The organism is Rheinheimera sp. EpRS3, from assembly GCF_001513785.1.
In the GTDB taxonomy this organism is placed as follows: domain Bacteria; phylum Pseudomonadota; class Gammaproteobacteria; order Enterobacterales; family Alteromonadaceae; genus Alishewanella.
Genome location: NZ_LNQS01000001.1, coordinates 1,310,113 through 1,325,949 on the forward strand (window position 1 = coordinate 1,310,113; position 15,837 = coordinate 1,325,949).

The 15,837-nt window shown below is 49.6% G+C and carries 17 protein-coding genes and 1 riboswitch; of the genes, 7 read left to right on the forward strand and 10 right to left on the reverse strand.

Features of this window, described 5'->3' with window-relative positions; genetic code table 11:
- Positions 1–40: 40 nt before the first annotated feature.
- The 4 genes from AR688_RS20135 to AR688_RS05885 all read right to left on the reverse strand — a co-directional run bounded on the left by AR688_RS20135 (position 41) and on the right by AR688_RS05885 (position 2,170).
- A complete protein-coding gene (locus tag AR688_RS20135; RefSeq protein WP_269433680.1) occupies positions 41–787 on the reverse strand; it encodes a class I SAM-dependent DNA methyltransferase in 747 nt (248 codons plus the stop codon).
- Between the two features lie 48 nt (positions 788–835).
- Positions 836–1,234, reverse strand: coding sequence for a glutathione S-transferase N-terminal domain-containing protein (locus AR688_RS20140; RefSeq protein WP_068230397.1), 399 nt, complete (start codon positions 1,232–1,234; stop codon positions 836–838).
- 124 nt (positions 1,235–1,358) lie between these two features.
- Positions 1,359–1,760: a nucleoside diphosphate kinase regulator gene (gene rnk, locus AR688_RS05880; protein ID WP_068230398.1), complete on the reverse strand. Its 402-nt coding sequence runs from the start codon at positions 1,758–1,760 to the stop codon at positions 1,359–1,361.
- Positions 1,760–2,170, reverse strand: a complete 411-nt coding sequence (locus AR688_RS05885; protein ID WP_068230399.1) for a GreA/GreB family elongation factor — start codon at positions 2,168–2,170, stop codon at positions 1,760–1,762. The genes rnk and AR688_RS05885 overlap by 1 nt, the downstream gene beginning before the upstream one ends.
- A gap of 356 nt (positions 2,171–2,526) precedes the next feature.
- On the opposite strand from AR688_RS05885, the gene AR688_RS05890 reads away from it, so the two are divergent.
- Positions 2,527–3,063: an OmpA family protein gene (locus AR688_RS05890; RefSeq protein WP_068230402.1), complete on the forward strand. Its 537-nt coding sequence runs from the start codon at positions 2,527–2,529 to the stop codon at positions 3,061–3,063.
- Between the two features lie 180 nt (positions 3,064–3,243).
- Positions 3,244–4,347: an endonuclease/exonuclease/phosphatase family protein gene (locus AR688_RS05895; protein WP_068230405.1), complete on the forward strand. Its 1,104-nt coding sequence runs from the start codon at positions 3,244–3,246 to the stop codon at positions 4,345–4,347.
- Here AR688_RS05895 and AR688_RS05900 read toward each other — a convergent pair.
- The 3 genes from AR688_RS05900 to AR688_RS05910 all read right to left on the reverse strand — a co-directional run bounded on the left by AR688_RS05900 (position 4,344) and on the right by AR688_RS05910 (position 6,632).
- Positions 4,344–4,757 carry a hypothetical protein gene (locus AR688_RS05900; RefSeq protein WP_156420212.1) on the reverse strand — a complete coding sequence of 138 codons (414 nt, stop codon included), beginning with the start codon at positions 4,755–4,757 and terminating at the stop codon, positions 4,344–4,346. The genes AR688_RS05895 and AR688_RS05900 overlap by 4 nt on opposite strands.
- Before the next feature lie 103 nt (positions 4,758–4,860).
- Positions 4,861–5,694, reverse strand: coding sequence for a class II glutamine amidotransferase (locus AR688_RS05905; RefSeq protein WP_068230411.1), 834 nt, complete (start codon positions 5,692–5,694; stop codon positions 4,861–4,863).
- A complete protein-coding gene (locus tag AR688_RS05910) occupies positions 5,679–6,632 on the reverse strand; it encodes an ATP-grasp domain-containing protein (RefSeq protein ID WP_068230413.1) in 954 nt (317 codons plus the stop codon). Before AR688_RS05910 ends, AR688_RS05905 begins: the two co-directional genes overlap by 16 nt.
- Positions 6,633–6,851: 219 nt before the next feature.
- On the opposite strand from AR688_RS05910, the gene AR688_RS05915 reads away from it, so the two are divergent.
- Positions 6,852–8,621 (forward strand): N-acetylglutaminylglutamine amidotransferase, encoded by a 1,770-nt coding sequence (locus AR688_RS05915; protein ID WP_068230414.1) that lies wholly within the window; start codon positions 6,852–6,854, stop codon positions 8,619–8,621.
- An 80-nt stretch (positions 8,622–8,701) separates the two neighbouring features.
- Here AR688_RS05915 and AR688_RS05920 read toward each other — a convergent pair whose 3' ends face one another.
- Positions 8,702–9,154, reverse strand: coding sequence for a ferritin-like domain-containing protein (locus tag AR688_RS05920; protein WP_068230415.1), 453 nt, complete (start codon positions 9,152–9,154; stop codon positions 8,702–8,704).
- 355 nt (positions 9,155–9,509) lie between these two features.
- Here AR688_RS05920 and AR688_RS05925 point away from each other — a divergent pair, with 355 nt between their 5' ends.
- Positions 9,510–10,562, forward strand: a complete 1,053-nt coding sequence (locus tag AR688_RS05925) for an aldo/keto reductase (protein WP_068230419.1) — start codon at positions 9,510–9,512, stop codon at positions 10,560–10,562.
- A 22-nt stretch (positions 10,563–10,584) separates the two neighbouring features.
- Here AR688_RS05925 and dinF read toward each other — a convergent pair whose 3' ends face one another.
- Together dinF and AR688_RS05935 are read right to left on the reverse strand one after the other, a co-directional pair.
- Positions 10,585–11,904 carry an MATE family efflux transporter DinF gene (gene dinF / locus AR688_RS05930; RefSeq protein WP_231731977.1) on the reverse strand — a complete coding sequence of 440 codons (1,320 nt, stop codon included), beginning with the start codon at positions 11,902–11,904 and terminating at the stop codon, positions 10,585–10,587.
- Between the two features lie 145 nt (positions 11,905–12,049).
- Entirely contained in the window at positions 12,050–12,994 is a 945-nt protein-coding gene (locus AR688_RS05935; RefSeq protein ID WP_082694683.1) for an alpha/beta fold hydrolase, read from the reverse strand.
- A 123-nt stretch (positions 12,995–13,117) separates the two neighbouring features.
- Here AR688_RS05935 and AR688_RS05940 point away from each other — a divergent pair, with 123 nt between their 5' ends.
- From AR688_RS05940 to AR688_RS05950, 3 genes are all read left to right on the forward strand, one after another.
- Positions 13,118–13,714 (forward strand): CGNR zinc finger domain-containing protein, encoded by a 597-nt coding sequence (locus tag AR688_RS05940; protein WP_068230421.1) that lies wholly within the window; start codon positions 13,118–13,120, stop codon positions 13,712–13,714.
- A gap of 167 nt (positions 13,715–13,881) precedes the next feature.
- On the forward strand, positions 13,882–15,090 hold the full coding sequence (locus tag AR688_RS05945; RefSeq protein WP_068230424.1) for an MFS transporter: 1,209 nt from the start codon (positions 13,882–13,884) through the stop codon (positions 15,088–15,090).
- Positions 15,091–15,237: 147 nt separating this feature from the next.
- A riboswitch (cyclic di-GMP riboswitch) is annotated at positions 15,238–15,333 on the forward strand.
- Between the two features lie 84 nt (positions 15,334–15,417).
- Positions 15,418–15,783 (forward strand): hypothetical protein, encoded by a 366-nt coding sequence (locus AR688_RS05950; protein ID WP_068230427.1) that lies wholly within the window; start codon positions 15,418–15,420, stop codon positions 15,781–15,783.
- Positions 15,784–15,837 lie beyond the last annotated feature (54 nt).

Below are 15,837 nucleotides of genomic sequence, written 5' to 3' on the forward strand. Positions count from 1 at the left end.
TAAACAGGCTATTAAGTTAAAGCCAAAAGCGTTTCAGTTATCAGCGTTTTACACAAACAAACAGCGCATTGCCGGAGGTAGTATCCCATGGGGATATTTTGTCATAGTCGTGCGCCAATATATGTACTTCAAAATAAGGGCTTAATAGCGCCTGCAACCGGGCAAAGCTGATGGCAACCATAGGGTGTTCATCCTGCCACAGCTGGACATTTTCGCCGCAGGTTCTGGCGATGCGCAGTTTAAGCGCTTGTTGCTCGCCATCGCCGCTGTAGTGCCACAGCGATTCAAACACAAAGTGGCTATCATCGTGTGTGGTGCTGTGACGCACAGCGCTGTTGTTGCAAATCTTGTCTTTATCTACCGCATTAAAACAAAACATTCCGCCTGCATTCAGCGCTGCGTACACACTGGCAAGGCATTGGTTTAGCTGAGCAATATTGGCACTGTAATGAATGGAGTATAAAAAGCAGGTAATTAAATCAACCGGCTGATCCAGTGTAAAGCTGCACATATTTTGCAGCATAAAATGGGCTTGCGGGCAGCGTGCCTTTGCTAAATCCAGCATCGGTTGGTTTAAATCCAGCCCGCTGCTTTGGTAGCCATAGTCGATAAAATGGCGAATGTGCGGGCCGGTGCCACAGGCTAAATCGAGGTGAGTTTTGCCGCCGTTGCCCAGCAGCTGGTGCAGCCGCTGTACCGTATTACTTTGCGCGGGGTAGTTGATGTCGCAGCACATTAAATCGTAAAAACCGGATAAATCCGTGTATAACGCATTGGATGACATCATCGCTGCGTACTGCTCAGGCGAAATTAAGGTGGCGCATTTTATAGCAGTTCAGCTGTTTTGGCTATCCGCTGTAGCGGCAAAACGCTGCTGTAAATAAGCGATAATTTCAGCGGATTCATACAGCCACTGCACGTCGCCGGCAGCAGTTTCAATGCGCAGGCAAGGTACTTTTATTTTGCCACCGCCGTTTTCCAGCTCGCTACGGTATTGCTGATTATGCTGTGCATTGCGCTTGCTGATAGTAAGCCCCAGCCGCGCTATTTCTTTGCGTACTTTAATGCAAAACGGGCAGGCACTGAACTGATACAGCGCCAGTTGTTGGCAGGCGGCATCCACGGCAGCTTGTTCAGCCGGGCTGCGTACCATTGCCTTGGGTGTTGTCAGCTTTTCGGCTAACAGCATAAAAGGGGTTAAAATCAGACGGATTAAGCGGAAAAATAAACGCATATACTACTCTGCTGGTTAAAGTGTTTATCGGCCAATACGGCAATAGCGGCGTTAGTGTACCATTTTGTCGCTGGTTATGCCTGTGCTGCGGCCTGCTGTAACAGCTTAACCGCAGCACTGCATATTAGCGGTGATAAGCGCCTTCACGCTCTGGCTGGTATAGCACTTCGTCTACCGTGATGGTTGACATATCACCACCTGGCAGGGGCCAGTTAATGCTATTGCCCACGCGCAGGCCCAGTAAAGCGCTGCCTACCGGCGCCAGTATTGAAATGGCACCACTTTGCGCTGCGTCTTTAGGGTATACCAGTGTTAAGCAACTGCTTTTACCGTCACCAAAGCTAAAACGTACAGTAGAATTCATACTCACCACATCGTCAGGCAGTTGCTGAGGCGCGACTAAGTTGGCGCGTTCCAGCTCCTGACGCAGGGTGTCGCTGCCAATGGTATCGGCAGGCAGGCTGCTAAGCAGCTGATCCAGCCGGTCAAAGTCGGTGGTAGATACGGTGATATCGGGTGTTTTCATTAAGATCTCCTGGTTTGGCGGTGTGTTACGTTCAGTACTGTCAGCACGCGAAAATGCAGACGCTGGCGCAGTACGGTTAACTGAATACTGGCGTCGGGAGCTTTGCCAATCAGCGCAGCCCCTAACGGTGAGACAATTGAGATACAGCTTCGGCGATAGCAGGCTTGTGATGGATAAACCAATTGCAGCCAGCCGCGCTCGTCGGTGTCGGTATTATGCAGCTCAACGGAACTGCCGGGCCGGATACAACTGGCATTGGTGCTAAGCCGGTGCCTGGCCGTATCGTCGGCAATAAAATGCACAATGTTTGCCAGCTGCAACGCACTAAGTGGTAACAGTTGCTGGCAGGCCAGTGCCGCAATAGCGCGGCCAACGGCGCCGTAAGGCCGTTTGGGATAACAGAAAAACATCGAGGCTCCGGATCAGAGAAGCAAAAATGACATCAAGGGTTTAAACAGAAAAAGTGTTCAGCCGGCTTTGCGCAGGGCAAAACCGGCCCAGGAATGGAAGGCGATAGCGATATTGTAAGCGCGCAGCACGCATGGCGTGTTGGCGGTAAAACATTCAGGGCTTTGCATGGCGATACCATAGTGGATCTGGGGCTAAAGTTCAATCCGCTAAACCACGACATTAAGTAAATAGCTAACAGAATAATTGAAAATAAGTAAGTGGTTTATTTTGTTTGTTGTTAAATAAAGGTGTTTATTTGCTTAAATAAAACCATTAAAGTATGCGCCAGTATTTAACATTAAATAACGGAGTATAAATGTTGCGCATGTTACCGCTTTCCGCCGCAGTTATGGTGGCGCTACTATCAACCGGCTGTGTCAGTACTTCAAAAAACGACACCTCAGCAAGTTCGGCGGCGGTAAATGCCGAAACGGCCAAGCCACAAACCGTGTTTGCTGCCAGGTTGCAACCTGTTGCGGGCGTAACAACGGCTGAACTGGCCGATAACCGCATTAAAGTGTCTTTTCCGGGCATCACGGCGTTTTCGCATGACGGAGCCAATATCAGCGATGAATTACAACGCCAGCTTAGTGCAGTGGTTGAATCGCTAAAAGGCACAATGTATCAGAATGTTACAGTGCTTGGGCATACCGATAGCTCCGGCCAGTTGGCCTACAACAACAAACTATCGCAGCAGCGGGCAGAGCAGGTTATGGCCTTTTTGCAGCAGCAGGGTTTAGCGGCTGAGCAACTTGTAGCCGAAGGCCGTGGGCCGTCAGAGCCGATAGCGGATAACAAAACGGCGCAGGGCAGGGCAGCAAACCGCCGGGTAGAAATTGAAGTAGCGTTTTAATCGTCACTGTTAAGCATATATAACAACGGCTGCCTGCGGGTGGCCGTTTTTATTTATGGCGGCTTCAGGTCTGTTGTTGATGGCAGAACAACAGGCTTGCCGCGCCAGACAACGCTTTTGCATTGCCTGTGGCGGTGCTATCAGTTAGTGTTAACCACTATTAACGAAACGGAATAATCAATGCTGTCCAGTTTTGCTGTATTAACTGCCATATTGTTGTTACTTACCCTGTTACCTCTTAGCCGTATTAAACACTGGTTAGTACGCGGGCTGGACTTTCCCCGTTTGCAGCTGGCCGTGCTAAGTGGCTTGCTATTGGTTATGCAACTGGCGATGCTTGATCTAACCAGGGGTAGCAGCCAGTTGCTGATCTTACTGGCGCTGGGCTGCCTTGCAGTACAGGCGTGGTGGATTTGGCCATACACCCGCTTACACCGCACAGAGGTACCCTTAACCAAAGCCGCCAGTGCCGACCGGCAAACGGTATCGATAATTACGTCTAATGTATTGATGACAAACCGTAATGCCCCTGCTCTTATTGAGCTGGTGCAGCAGCATAAGCCCGATGTGCTGGTAACGCTGGAATCTGATATGTGGTGGCAGCAGCAACTGGACACGCTAAGTGCTGATTACCCGCACAGCATAAAGTGCCCGCTGGACAATTTATATGGTATGCATGTGTATTCACGCTTACCGCTGCATAATGGCGCAGTGCAGTATTTGGTTGAGGCTGATGTGCCTTCTATTCATGCCGAAGTAGAGCTAAGCAGTGGCCTGCGGGTGGTGATGCATTTTGTCCATCCGGCGCCGCCAAGCCCAACTGAAAATGAAAGTTCTTCTGAGCGGGATGCCGAACTGCTGGTATTGGCGGTTAGTGTGGCGAAGTGTAAACAACCGCTGATTGTTACCGGTGATCTGAACGATGTAGCCTGGTCAGAAACCACCCGGTTATTTCGTAAAGTCAGTGGGTTACTTGATCCGCGCATCGGCCGGGGCATGTTTAACAGTTTTCATGCAGCTTACCCTTTTGTCCGCTGGCCGCTGGATCATCTGTTTCACAGCCGGCACTTTAGCCTGCAGCAAATAAAGCGTTTACCCAGCATTGGCTCCGATCATTTTCCGCTGTTAATTACCTTATGTCTGGAAGGAAAAACCACCGGTGAGCAAACAGTAACGCTTGAGCCGGACGATATGCAGCTGGTTAAAAGTGATTTAGCTGAGCAGGCAGTATCACCAGAGCAAGTGCACCGGCCAGAGCGATCTGCCGGTGCACCAGTGGCTTAGTTAGTTAGCATCCAGCCGTTGTCTGTCATGCGAAGTGTCAGGGTTTGTTGTTTTACCTGATACTCGTCACCGGCTTTAAAATCGCCATATTGCAGTTTTAACATGCCGGCAGACATGCCCGTCGCCATTTTTTCCAGTGGGTTGCCGGGCCGCTCTGTTTGCTCGTCCATAAAGGCTTTAAACGACTTTTTAAACACTATGTTGTAAGCCACCTCAGCACTGTAGTGGCTATCATTGTCCGACCAGCCGTTAAGCTTCTTTAGCTCGTTAATCTCAACTAAACCTTCGAATCGGGCATCATACTGCTGTTGTAGCAGCTGTTTTAGTTTAGTGTCACCTGGGGTGTCAGAGCAGGCGGTTAAGGTAACGGCCAACAGGATGGTCGTGAGAATACTGATAATTTTCATCATTACGCTTCAGTTAAAAAATAAGTGCAGCGATTATGATACAAAACGCCTCACCACTGCCAGTAACCGCTGACTAAATTATCAGCGGGCAAATTACACCAGAGGGTTAGTCATCCATAAAAGGCTCAGTATTAATATCGTTACGGTAAATAGTGGTAAAAGTGTTATTAGCAATTTTGGTCCACTTTTCACTGACATTATCCAGCGGCTCTGACACCACTATGGTGCTGCCAGATGGAATGGGTGGTTTACCGCCTTCAAACTCTGCCATGCAACGGCTGTCTGTGGAGACAAACTGCGTCATCGGTGCTTCGTTGTAGGAATAGCGCAGAGTATAAAGCTTGGTTCCGTCAGATATAGCACAAGACAAATTCAGTACGCCGTCTTTATCAATCTGGTGTAATGCCTGCAATACTTCTCTGACCATTTTCTGCATTGCGGCTTTGGGGTTGTCGAGTAAACCGTAGGTGATCGCCAGCAAAAAAAACGTTTCGCTATCGGTAGTGCCTTGCAGTTGCGGGTATAACTCAGGCGCAATTTTCAGCTGTAATTGGCGGCGCAGCTTAGGGAAATGGCTGATATGGCCGTTATGCTGAAACAACCAGTTTTTATACCTGAACGGGTGGCAATTGGCACGTTGGATATCCCCCGTGGTGGTGGCCCTGATATGCGCCATAAAGGTATGCGATTTAACCTGATGACATAAATTATTCAGGTTGGTGTTGTGCCAGGCGGGTAAATCATCTTTAAACAGGCCAGGGCTGGCGCGTTTGTCATACCAACCAATGCCAAAGCCATCTCCGTTTATGCTTAGTAACTGGCCACTCTTGGTGTAGTTCATTTGGCTGTGCCGGCTTTGTACTACCAGCGAATGATCGGGTTTGGTGACCAGTGTATCCAGATATATCGGTTTACCGGTATAGGCTATCCATCTGCACATAAGATACCTCTTTGTAATTCAAGCACTTTGGCACTGGGATACCGGCTTTCATAGAATTTATGTACTTGCGATACAGCAAAATCAATGATGGCATCAGCAATATTAACTCCGGTTACTTTTTCTATACCCTGCTCGCCGGTAAAGTCGGGTGAAACGTTTATCTCCAGCAGCATAGGGCCATCATTAGAACGGACAAAATCCACACCGGAGACATTGATACCAATAGATGCGGTGGCAGATAACACCATTTGCTCTTCTGCTGCGCTTAGCTGATAAGGCTCTGAGCAACCACCAAGCGCGACATTGGATCTGAAATCGCCATCCTGTGAGCGGCGACACATGCTGGCTACTACTTTACCACCCACTACAAAGGCTCTGATGTCAGTACCTGATGCTTCTGTTACAAAGCGCTGAATAATGTAGGACGCCCCCAGCTGGCTAAAAGTTCTGACAATGTTATCCATCTCTTTTATGGTGTTAACCAGAAAAATACCGGTGCCTTCGGTGCTTTCAATCAGTTTAATAATTATTGGCATACCTATTACTTTAGCCAGTTGGCGAAAACCTTCTGGTGTGTAAGCAATACCGGTAGCAGGAAAGGGTAAACCCCGGGCCAGCAGATACTGCAGGCATTTTAATTTGTCGCGCCCCAGGCGTAGCGCAGCAGGTGACTCGCTAACGTAAGTGCGGCCGCAAATAAATTGCTGTAATACGTTGGTGCCGTAATCCGTAAAGTTAACGTTTAAGCGCGGAATAATAGCATCAAAGGTTTTGGTAATGTCTTTGTCGCGCCAGCACATAGTGGGTTTGTCGGTATCCAGCACCATACTGATGTCACGGATATTATATAACTCAGCAGTATGGCCTTTAGCCCTGGCAGCCTCCAGCAGCCGGTGGTCGTCTTTCTCCTGATCGGTAGATAAAATACAAATATTCATGTCAACTATACCTCAGTAATTGTTGCTTAAAAGTTAAGTGTAGCACAGGGGAATTGATGTATTGCCCGGTAAGGGCCGCCAATTAAGGCTACACTTAAAAAGTCTGTATTTGGGTTGGCGTAATGTCAAAGCCGGATAAAGTGGTAAGACATGCTGAAATTCAGGGCAGACCGGGTTGCTTGATCCGGCTGTCGTAAGCAATTAATGCAGAGGATAAGTATGTGCGGAATAGCAGGAGAAATCAGATTCGACGGTAAGGCATCAACGCATTATGTTGATGCAATGTTAGAAGTGCTGGCGGCGCGCGGCCCTGATGGCAGAGGCGTGGCAGCACAGGGTAATGTGTGTTTTGGTCATCAGCGCCTTAAAGTCATTGATTTAACCGCTGCCGGGGCGCAGCCGATGCATGATGCCGGGCTTGGGCTGACGATAGTGTTCAACGGTTGTATTTATAACTACAAAGCACTGCGCCATGAGCTGGAACAACTGGGGCATCAGTTTTTTTCTACCAGTGATACCGAGGTTATTTTAAAAGCCTACGCGCAGTGGCAAGAGCACTGCCTGGCAAGGTTTAATGGCATGTTTGCCTTTGCTATCTGGCACCGTGATAGCAACAGCACCTTCTTCGCTCGTGACAGGCTGGGTATTAAACCCCTGTATTATCATCATAACGGCAATGGGTTGTGGTTTTCATCTACCTTACCATCGTTACTAAAGTGCGCTGAGGTACCCAGCCGGCTTAACCCGCTGGGAGTACATCAATATATGTCGTTTCGCGCTATAGTCGGCGCCGACACGCTGTTTAGCGGCGTGTATAAGCTGCTGCCGGGGCATTGGCTGAAAGTCAGCGCTGATGGCGGCTTACAGCAGGGCTGCTACTGGCAGTTGCATGCCGACGTGGATAACAGTAACCAGCGCAGCGAGCAGGATTGGCAGCAATCTTTGAAAGATGCGTTGTTTGCCAGTGCCAAACGCCGGTTGGAAGCTGATGTCCCGGTAGGGGTATTATTGTCCGGCGGGCTGGATTCTTCGTTACTGGTTGGCATGCTTAGCGAGCTGGGACAAAAGCAGTTGCATACGTTTTCTATTGGTTTTGACAATGTGGCAGAAGAAGAGGGCAACGAGTTTAAATATTCCGACATTATTGCCAGCCACTATGCTACCCGGCACCACAAAATTCATGCCCGGCATGACACCTTGCTTGCTCATTTGCGGCCTTGTATCGATGCGATGTCAGAGCCGATGGTAAGCCATGATGTGATTGGTTTTTATTTACTGGCACAAGCAGTAAGCCAGCACGTTAAAGTGGTACAAAGCGGGCAGGGCGCTGATGAAGTCTTTGCCGGCTATCACTGGTATCCACCGATGACCGACGCCACTGACAGCAACGCGGCACAGCGTTATGCCGATGCTTACTTCTCCTGGGACCAGTCGCAGTTATCGCAGGTGATGGCGCCTGATTTCTGCCTTCGTAATTATTCGCTAAATTATATTCAGCAGTATTTTGCCAACTGTGATGCACGCCTGCCGGTAGATAAAGCGTTACATCTGGATACTACCGCTATGCTGGTAGACGATCCGCTGAAACGGGTCGACAACATGACCATGGCATTTGGCCTGGAAGCGCGGGTACCTTTTTTAGATCACGAACTGGTAGAACTGGCATTTCAGATGCCACACCCGCTGAAGCTGCGTGACGGTGGTAAATATTTATTAAAACAGGTGGCCAGAGAGATTATTCCGGCCGGAGTGATTGACCGGCCCAAAGGTTATTTCCCGGTGCCTGCGCTGCGTAAAATGCAGGGCGAATACCTGCAACTGGCCAAAGAAGTGTTCAGCCAGCCTGTAGCGCGCCAGCGCCAGCTGTTTAATATGGATTACATTGACACTATGTTAGCGCAGCCAGAGCAATTCACCGGCCGGTTTGGCTCTAAATTGTGGCAGGTCACATTGCTGGAAATGTGGTTGCAGCAGCATAATATTCAGTAACTGATAGTAAGTAGCTGATAGTAAAAAGCCCCGGCGGCTTTAGCAGACGCTGGGGCTTTGTCAGCAATTACATTAATGCTTTAGTGGCGGGTTGATTTTTTCAGCGCCCGCATTTCGTCGTGGCACTCTTGCATCGTTGCCATAGATTGCAGCAAAGCTGCTTCATACTGCGGCGGCTGCTTTTCTTTTAACGCTATGCGAAACTCTTCGAGGGTTTTGTCTTCAACTTCTTCCAGTTGGCTGATATAGGTGTGGTCTTTATCTGAAGACATGGCGCCAATAACTTTGGTATACACTTTGCGGGCTTCAACTGAAAAAGCTGAGCCTTCTTCACGCTTACCATCATCCTGTATGGCAAATGGCTGTAACTGTTCTTTTACCATACGACGCGCGGTAACCATGCGGTCAAAAAATTGCACCAGATGCTTATCTTCAACTTTGTCTTTGGCATCACTATAAAATTCTATGCCGCTATTCAGCACCTGAATAATGTCTGATACATGTTTCATATCCGGGGTATTTAACTGTGCCATAGTAGGTTCTCCTTAATAAGTAAAACTTCAACGGCAACCCATATTGGTTACCGGTAGTGAACGTGTCCAGGCAGCAGGACAATAGTATAGGTGCAGTATGCGGGCCAGAATGAAAATCAGCGTAAAATTAGCGGTTTGTTTGTTTTTAATTTGTTGATTTTTATGGTTTAAATGGTTTGTGATTTTGTGCGGGCAACCCGGTGCAATGCTGACGGGGTAACATAACTAAACGTAGTTATTTCATCTTTTTATTAACATTCAGGTAATTCTTACCAGCCGGTTGCCTGTACCCGGCTATTGGGCTAAGGTGCCGCACAAGTTATAAAGCCGGTGCAAAGAATATAAAGAGGCCATTATGCAATATTCCGTTTTGGGCAGCAGCAAGCTTAACGTATCAAGAGTGTGTTTGGGCAGTATGACCTGGGGATGCCAGAACAACCAGGCTGATGCTGACGCCCAGCTAAACTATGCGCTGGCGCAGGGTGTTAATTTTATTGATACTGCTGAAATGTATGCCATTCCGCCCACTGCCGACACTTATGGCAGCACTGAGCGCATTATTGGCAACTGGCTTGGCCGTAACCCCGGCAAACGCGCGGATATAGTGCTGGCCAGTAAAATGGCAGGCAATGGCCTGGCGCATGTGCGTTGTGGTGGCGATATGACGCCGGCTACGTTGTTACAAGCAGTAGATGACTCCTTGCAGCGCTTAAACACCGATTATCTCGACTTATATCAGTTGCACTGGCCTAACCGGGTGTCGCCGCATTTTGGTAAGCATCGTGTTGGCCGTATTGGTTTTTCTGCGGTAAACAGTGAGCAGCAAACAGAGCAAATACTGGGTTTACTGCAGGCGCTGGATAGCTGTGTAAAAGCCGGTAAAATTCGTTTTTGTGGTTTATCAAACGAAACGCCCTGGGGTATCAGCCAGTATCTGCAGTTAAGCGCACAGCACCAAGTGCCGCGCATGGTATCCATTCAAAATGAGTTTAGCCCGCTGCACACCAAAGACTGGCCCTATTTAATTGAGCAGTGTGTGCACGAAAACATTGCCTACTTACCCTGGTCGCCGTTGGCCGGTGGTGCTTTAAGCGGCAAATACCTGAATGGCGCCCGCCCATCCGGGACACGCTGGAGTATGTTGCAGCGCAACGGTTTGTTTCGCGATACGCCGCAGTCGAACAGCGCCATAGCGGCGTTTACTGAATTGGCGCAAAGCCATAATGTCAGTGCCACCAGTCTGGCGCTGGCGTGGGTTAATCAGGTGGAGGGGGTTACGTCTACCATTATCGGCGCTACCGATATGGCGCAGCTACAGCAGAATATCGCGGCGTTTAGCCTGCCGTTAACCCCGGCCATGCTGGATGATATGACACTGTTTTTACAACAACACCCGACGCCGTTTTAGCGAACAGCAGCGCTGACGCTTTTTACTTAAACAATACCGCCGCGCCACGGCGTAGCGGCCAGGCCAGCGTAAGGCCGCGCAGCAGCATAAATACGCACAGGGCAAACCACAACGCATGGTTGCCGGCGCTTTGCGCCAGTGCGTAACACAGGGCAAAGCCGGCGAACGACAGTAACATGCTGTTACGCATGCTGCGCCCTTGTGTAGCACCGATATAAATGCCATCCAGCAGGTAACTCCATACCGCCACTAACGGCAGGGCGATAAGCCAGGGCAAGTAAACTGCCGCAATGTGTTGCACCTCTGTAATAGAAGTAAGCAGCGTTATCAGCGCCGGGCCGCCCAGCCAAAACAGCAGGCTAAACGTGATGCCAAGCAACAGGCCCCACTGCGCCAGTATGGCAAACAGCAGCTGCAATTCACTGTGATCTTTTGCGCCCATCGCTTTTCCGGTCATGGCTTCGGCGGCATAGGCAAAGCCATCCAGCGCGTAAGACACCAGCATTAAAAAGCTCAGTAGCACGGCATTGGCGGCTACTACGCTATCGCCAAGGGCAGCACCGCGAAAGGCGATAAACACAAATACCAGTTGCAGGCACAGGCTGCGGATAAAAATATCGCGGTTTAGCGCAAATAAACGGCCATAGCCGCTAAGCTGTTGCAGCTGTAACAGCCTTACCGTGCCAAGCTGCTGCGCCCGCCACAGCCGGCGCAGTAAATACAACCCCAGCAGCAAGGTACTGTAATCGGCAATTACCGACGCTGCCGCCACACCGGCCACATTCCAGCCGAAAACCGGCACAAAAAGTAAATCCAGCACGATATTCAGGCTTTGGTTCCATAACAACAGCCACATAGGGTAGCGGGCATTGTGCAGGCCTAAAAACCAGCCCAGTAACACCATATTCAGCAGCGCCGCCGGCGCACTCCAGATGCGGATCTGAAAATAAATACCGGCTTGCTCCAGCACGTCGCTGCCGGCATTGCTGAACAACTGCACCAGCGGCATTACCGCCGGGTGCAGCAGTAACAGCAGTAAGGCTAACCCTAATGCCACCAGAGCCGCCTGCAGCAGGCTATTGCGTATAGCATTGGCATCTTCTGCGCCAAACGCCTGCGCCGTTAAGCCGGTGGTGCTCATGCGCAAAAAGCCCAGCAGTAAAAACAACAGGCTGATAAGGCTGCTACCCAGCGCCACGCCACCTAAATACCACGGGTGTTCAAGGTGGCCAACCACGGCGGTGTCCACCAGGGATAGCAGCGGAATAGTCAGGTTAGAGGCAATCATCGGCAGGGCAATTAATAGCACCTGCTTTTGTTTGGGCAGGAAGAGATTCAGCAAAGCGTGTGTTTCATCAAGCAGTTATCAATATTTGGCATACTAGCACAAGCATTGACAAAGAAGGCAGCCGTAACGATACGGGCACAGCACGTACTAGGCCAGATTTGCCGGCGGGCCTGGTCGGCAAGGCCCGCCGTCGCCGCGGTTATTCGGTTTTTGCTTTAATGCTCTGCTGTAAAAACTGCAGCATCTGTGTGGCGATTTCACCGCCATGAGTTTCAATGGCGAAATGGCCGGTGTTAAGGAACTGCACCTCAGCGTTGGGGTTATCACGTTTAAAGGCATTGGCGCCTGCCGGTAAAAAGAACGGGTCTTTTTCGCCCCAAATAGCCAGCAACGGCGGTTGATGGAGGCGGAAATAATCGTGTAACTGGCTGTACTGCTTAATGTTCTGACCATAGTCAACCAAAAGATCCAGCTGTGCTTCTACACCAATACGCTCAATTGCCGAATAAGCTAATTGATAAGTTTCCGGTGCAATCAGCGACGTATCTGTAACGCCTTCAGTGTATTGCCATTTCAGCATGTCAACGGTATTAAAGCGGCGCAGTGCTTCACGGTTTTCCGCTGTAGGATTAGCCCAGGCTTTTTGCATATCAGCCCAGCCAGCGCTTAAACCTTCTTCGTAGCCATTGCCGTTCTGGCTAACGATGGCGGTAATTTTTTGCGGGTTGTTTACCGCCAGACGCCAGCCCACCGGAGCTCCGTAATCGAACACGTACAGGGCATAGCGGTCCAGCTTTTTCGCCACGGTGAAGGCGTCAATAACAGCAGCCAGATTGTCGAAACTGTAGCTAAAGTTGACGCCGCTGTTAACCGTAGTTTGGCCAAAACCCGGCAAGTCCGGCGCGATAACATGATATTTCGTTGCCAGTTGCGGTATCAACTGACGAAACATATACGATGAGGCACCAAAACCATGCAGCAGCAACACTGTAGGTGCCTGTACTGAACCGGCTTCGCGGTAAAACACCTTTACACCCTGTATATCTATGGTCTGGTGGTGCACCTGTGGCGGATTTTCTGCACTGTTGGCATACAAAGAAGCGGTTAAGCTTGCTGCGGCAAGCAGCATTTTGGGCGTTGTCATGATAGCTCCGTATAGTTTGGCTTAAGATGAATTAAGTAACCATTAAAATTGTAATTTAATGGTTATTGTGCAAGTCTGGCGCACTTGTGCTAACCTGTCAAATTAAATTTTAGGGGTTACTATATGGCTGCTTCTGCAAAACCGCACGACGACAACCTGAGCGCCGCACCGATGCTGGGTGATCACCTTGCGATGGACCTGCTTAATACCGAAGCGCGTAACGACGACAAGGCCGTTGAATACTGGCACAGCGATGCAGATGTACTGCGCTGGCTGGCACAACACAACATCGTTCCGGCCGCAGAGGGCGGCGCATTCGCTGCCGGTGAATTGCTGGCGCAGGCCAAAGCACTACGCAGCCTTGCCAAAGGCTTGATTAGCGCGTTTAAAGCAGGAAAGTTGCAGGATATCAGTGGTTTAAATGAGTATTTGCATGCGTACCACAGTATGCTGCATTTAGCGCCCGATAATAACGGCAAGCTGGTGTTAAGCCGGATTGCCAGCGGCGCAACTATAGCGTCGCTGCTGGGGCCGGTAGCCGAAGCTGTGGCTCAGCTGTTGGTTGAAGCGAATGTTGAGTTGGTAAAACAGTGTGAACATCCGGATTGTATTTTGTGGTTTTATGACCGCACTAAAGCGCATAAGCGGCGTTGGTGCAGTATGGCGTTATGCGGCAACCGTTATAAAGCGGCGCAGTTCAGAAAAAGAGGCAATAGCTAAGCTGGCTTGCCAAAAAAGGCGTTATCACAGCGGCTATTGCTGTGTTATCAGGTTTAGCACTGCGGCACAGGTCGCAGCTAAGCGGCAAACCGGCGCTGGCTTTGTGCTGCTAATGTTCCGATAGTATATACTGGCCGCCTTTTACATTGACCAGTCGCCGGAGAATTATGACAGGCGTTACCAAGGCTACAGCGTCTTTAGCTGCAGCACCTGCTGCACTGGCCCTGCCGGTGGTTGGGGCGGTTAGTTTTGTGCATTTGCTAAACGATCTGATCCAGGCGGTATTACCGGCTATTTATCCGATGTTAAAACAGCAGTATCTGCTTAGTTTTACCCAGATTGGCCTGATCACGCTGATTTTTCAAATCACCGCGTCACTGCTACAGCCCGCTGTAGGCTTTTATACCGACAAACACCCTAAACCGGGCTTATTGCCGCTTGGCATGGTATTTACGCTGTTGGGTTTGGCAATGCTGAGTATGGTAAACAGCTTTAGCATGTTGCTGCTGGCATCAGCGATGATTGGCCTGGGTTCCTCTACCTTTCACCCTGAAGCCTCGAGGGTGGCTCGTATGGCCTCAGGTGGCCGCTACGGTTTGGCGCAGGCGGTGTTTCAGGTGGGCGGCAATGCCGGTTCGGCGCTGGGGCCATTACTTGCAGCCATTATTATCATTCCGCGCGGCCAGGGCAGCATAGGCTGGTTTTGTTTGTTTGCCATTTTGGGCATCATTGTACTGCAGCGGGTTAGCCGCTGGGTTATTGCCTCACATGCCACGGCGCACAAGCGCAGCAGCGTAGTTGCAGATAACGGTTTGTCGCCGCGGCAAACCAAACAGGCATTGCTGGTATTGGCACTGCTGGTGTTTTCTAAGTATGTGTATATGACTTGCCTGAGCAACTTTTATACCTTTTATCTGATTGAAAAATTTGCCGTATCGGTTGCTGACTCGCAGTTGTTCTTATTTCTGTTTTTGGCGTCTGTGGCTGTTGGCACCGTAATAGGCGGCCCGGTGGGCGACAGAATTGGCCGCAAGCCGGTGATCTGGGTATCTATTTTAGGCGCAGCGCCGCTAACCTTGTTGTTGCCCTACAGCAATCTGTTTGGTGTAGCGGTACTGACAGTGCTGATAGGCTTGGTAATGTCGTCGGCGTTTTCTGCCATTATCGTGTTTGCGCAAGAGCTGGTACCGGGCAACATTGGTATGATCTCAGGCATTTTTTACGGCATGATGTTTGGCTTTAGCGGCATTGCCGCTGCGGTGCTGGGTATCGTGGCCGACGCCACCAGCATTACCTATATCTTTAAACTATGCGCCTGGTTGCCGCTACTGGGCATGCTGGCAATATGGCTGCCGGATATGCGGCGCAGCCAGTGATGCCGTTGCTTATGCAACTGTCATTTTGCCTTGCAATACGGTAACTGGAGTCGTTAAAAAATAACTTGTCAATTTGTAATTATTTGTATAGCGTCAACGTGTTCAGCTTGAGTTCACACTTTGTTAAGTGCTTCTTCACAGGCTAAGACAATTAAAGGGCAAACTGTACCGAAAGGGCAGGACGCAAAGCCACTGATCTAAAAACTTTTCTATGAAAAGTGCATGATGGCAGTGGTTGCATTCGCTTAGCTATGTATCTTGGATATATTTCAAACAACCTTTGATAAAAAGGATGTTTTCTAAGCAGTTTTCCCTTGAAAACAGGCCATGAATTATTTTGAGGGAAATATGAGACTAATCATTATTGTAACTACCGCTTTAACCTTGGTTGCATGCAGTAGTAAACCATTTATATCTACTGCGGAGCATCAGGATAAGCTTAAACAGCGCTGCATCTCGGCCTTAGCTGACGAGCTGAAACAAGATAAGGCTGCTAATAACAGATGTGACTACGACGCTATGATGAGTATGTATCTCGCCAAAAGATTATATGAAACTGGTGCAGATTCACACTATGCCCAGTGTAAAACCCTGCATGCTGAGAAAGAGCAGGTTGACGAATGTTTTAAGGCAACGCAGGTAAAATACTACGATAACTGGATGACAATGCCGCCGATGAAACTTGCTAAGTAAGACTTAGTCCGGCAGCAGTAACATTAGGATCGGATAATCGGAACTGGCAATTCC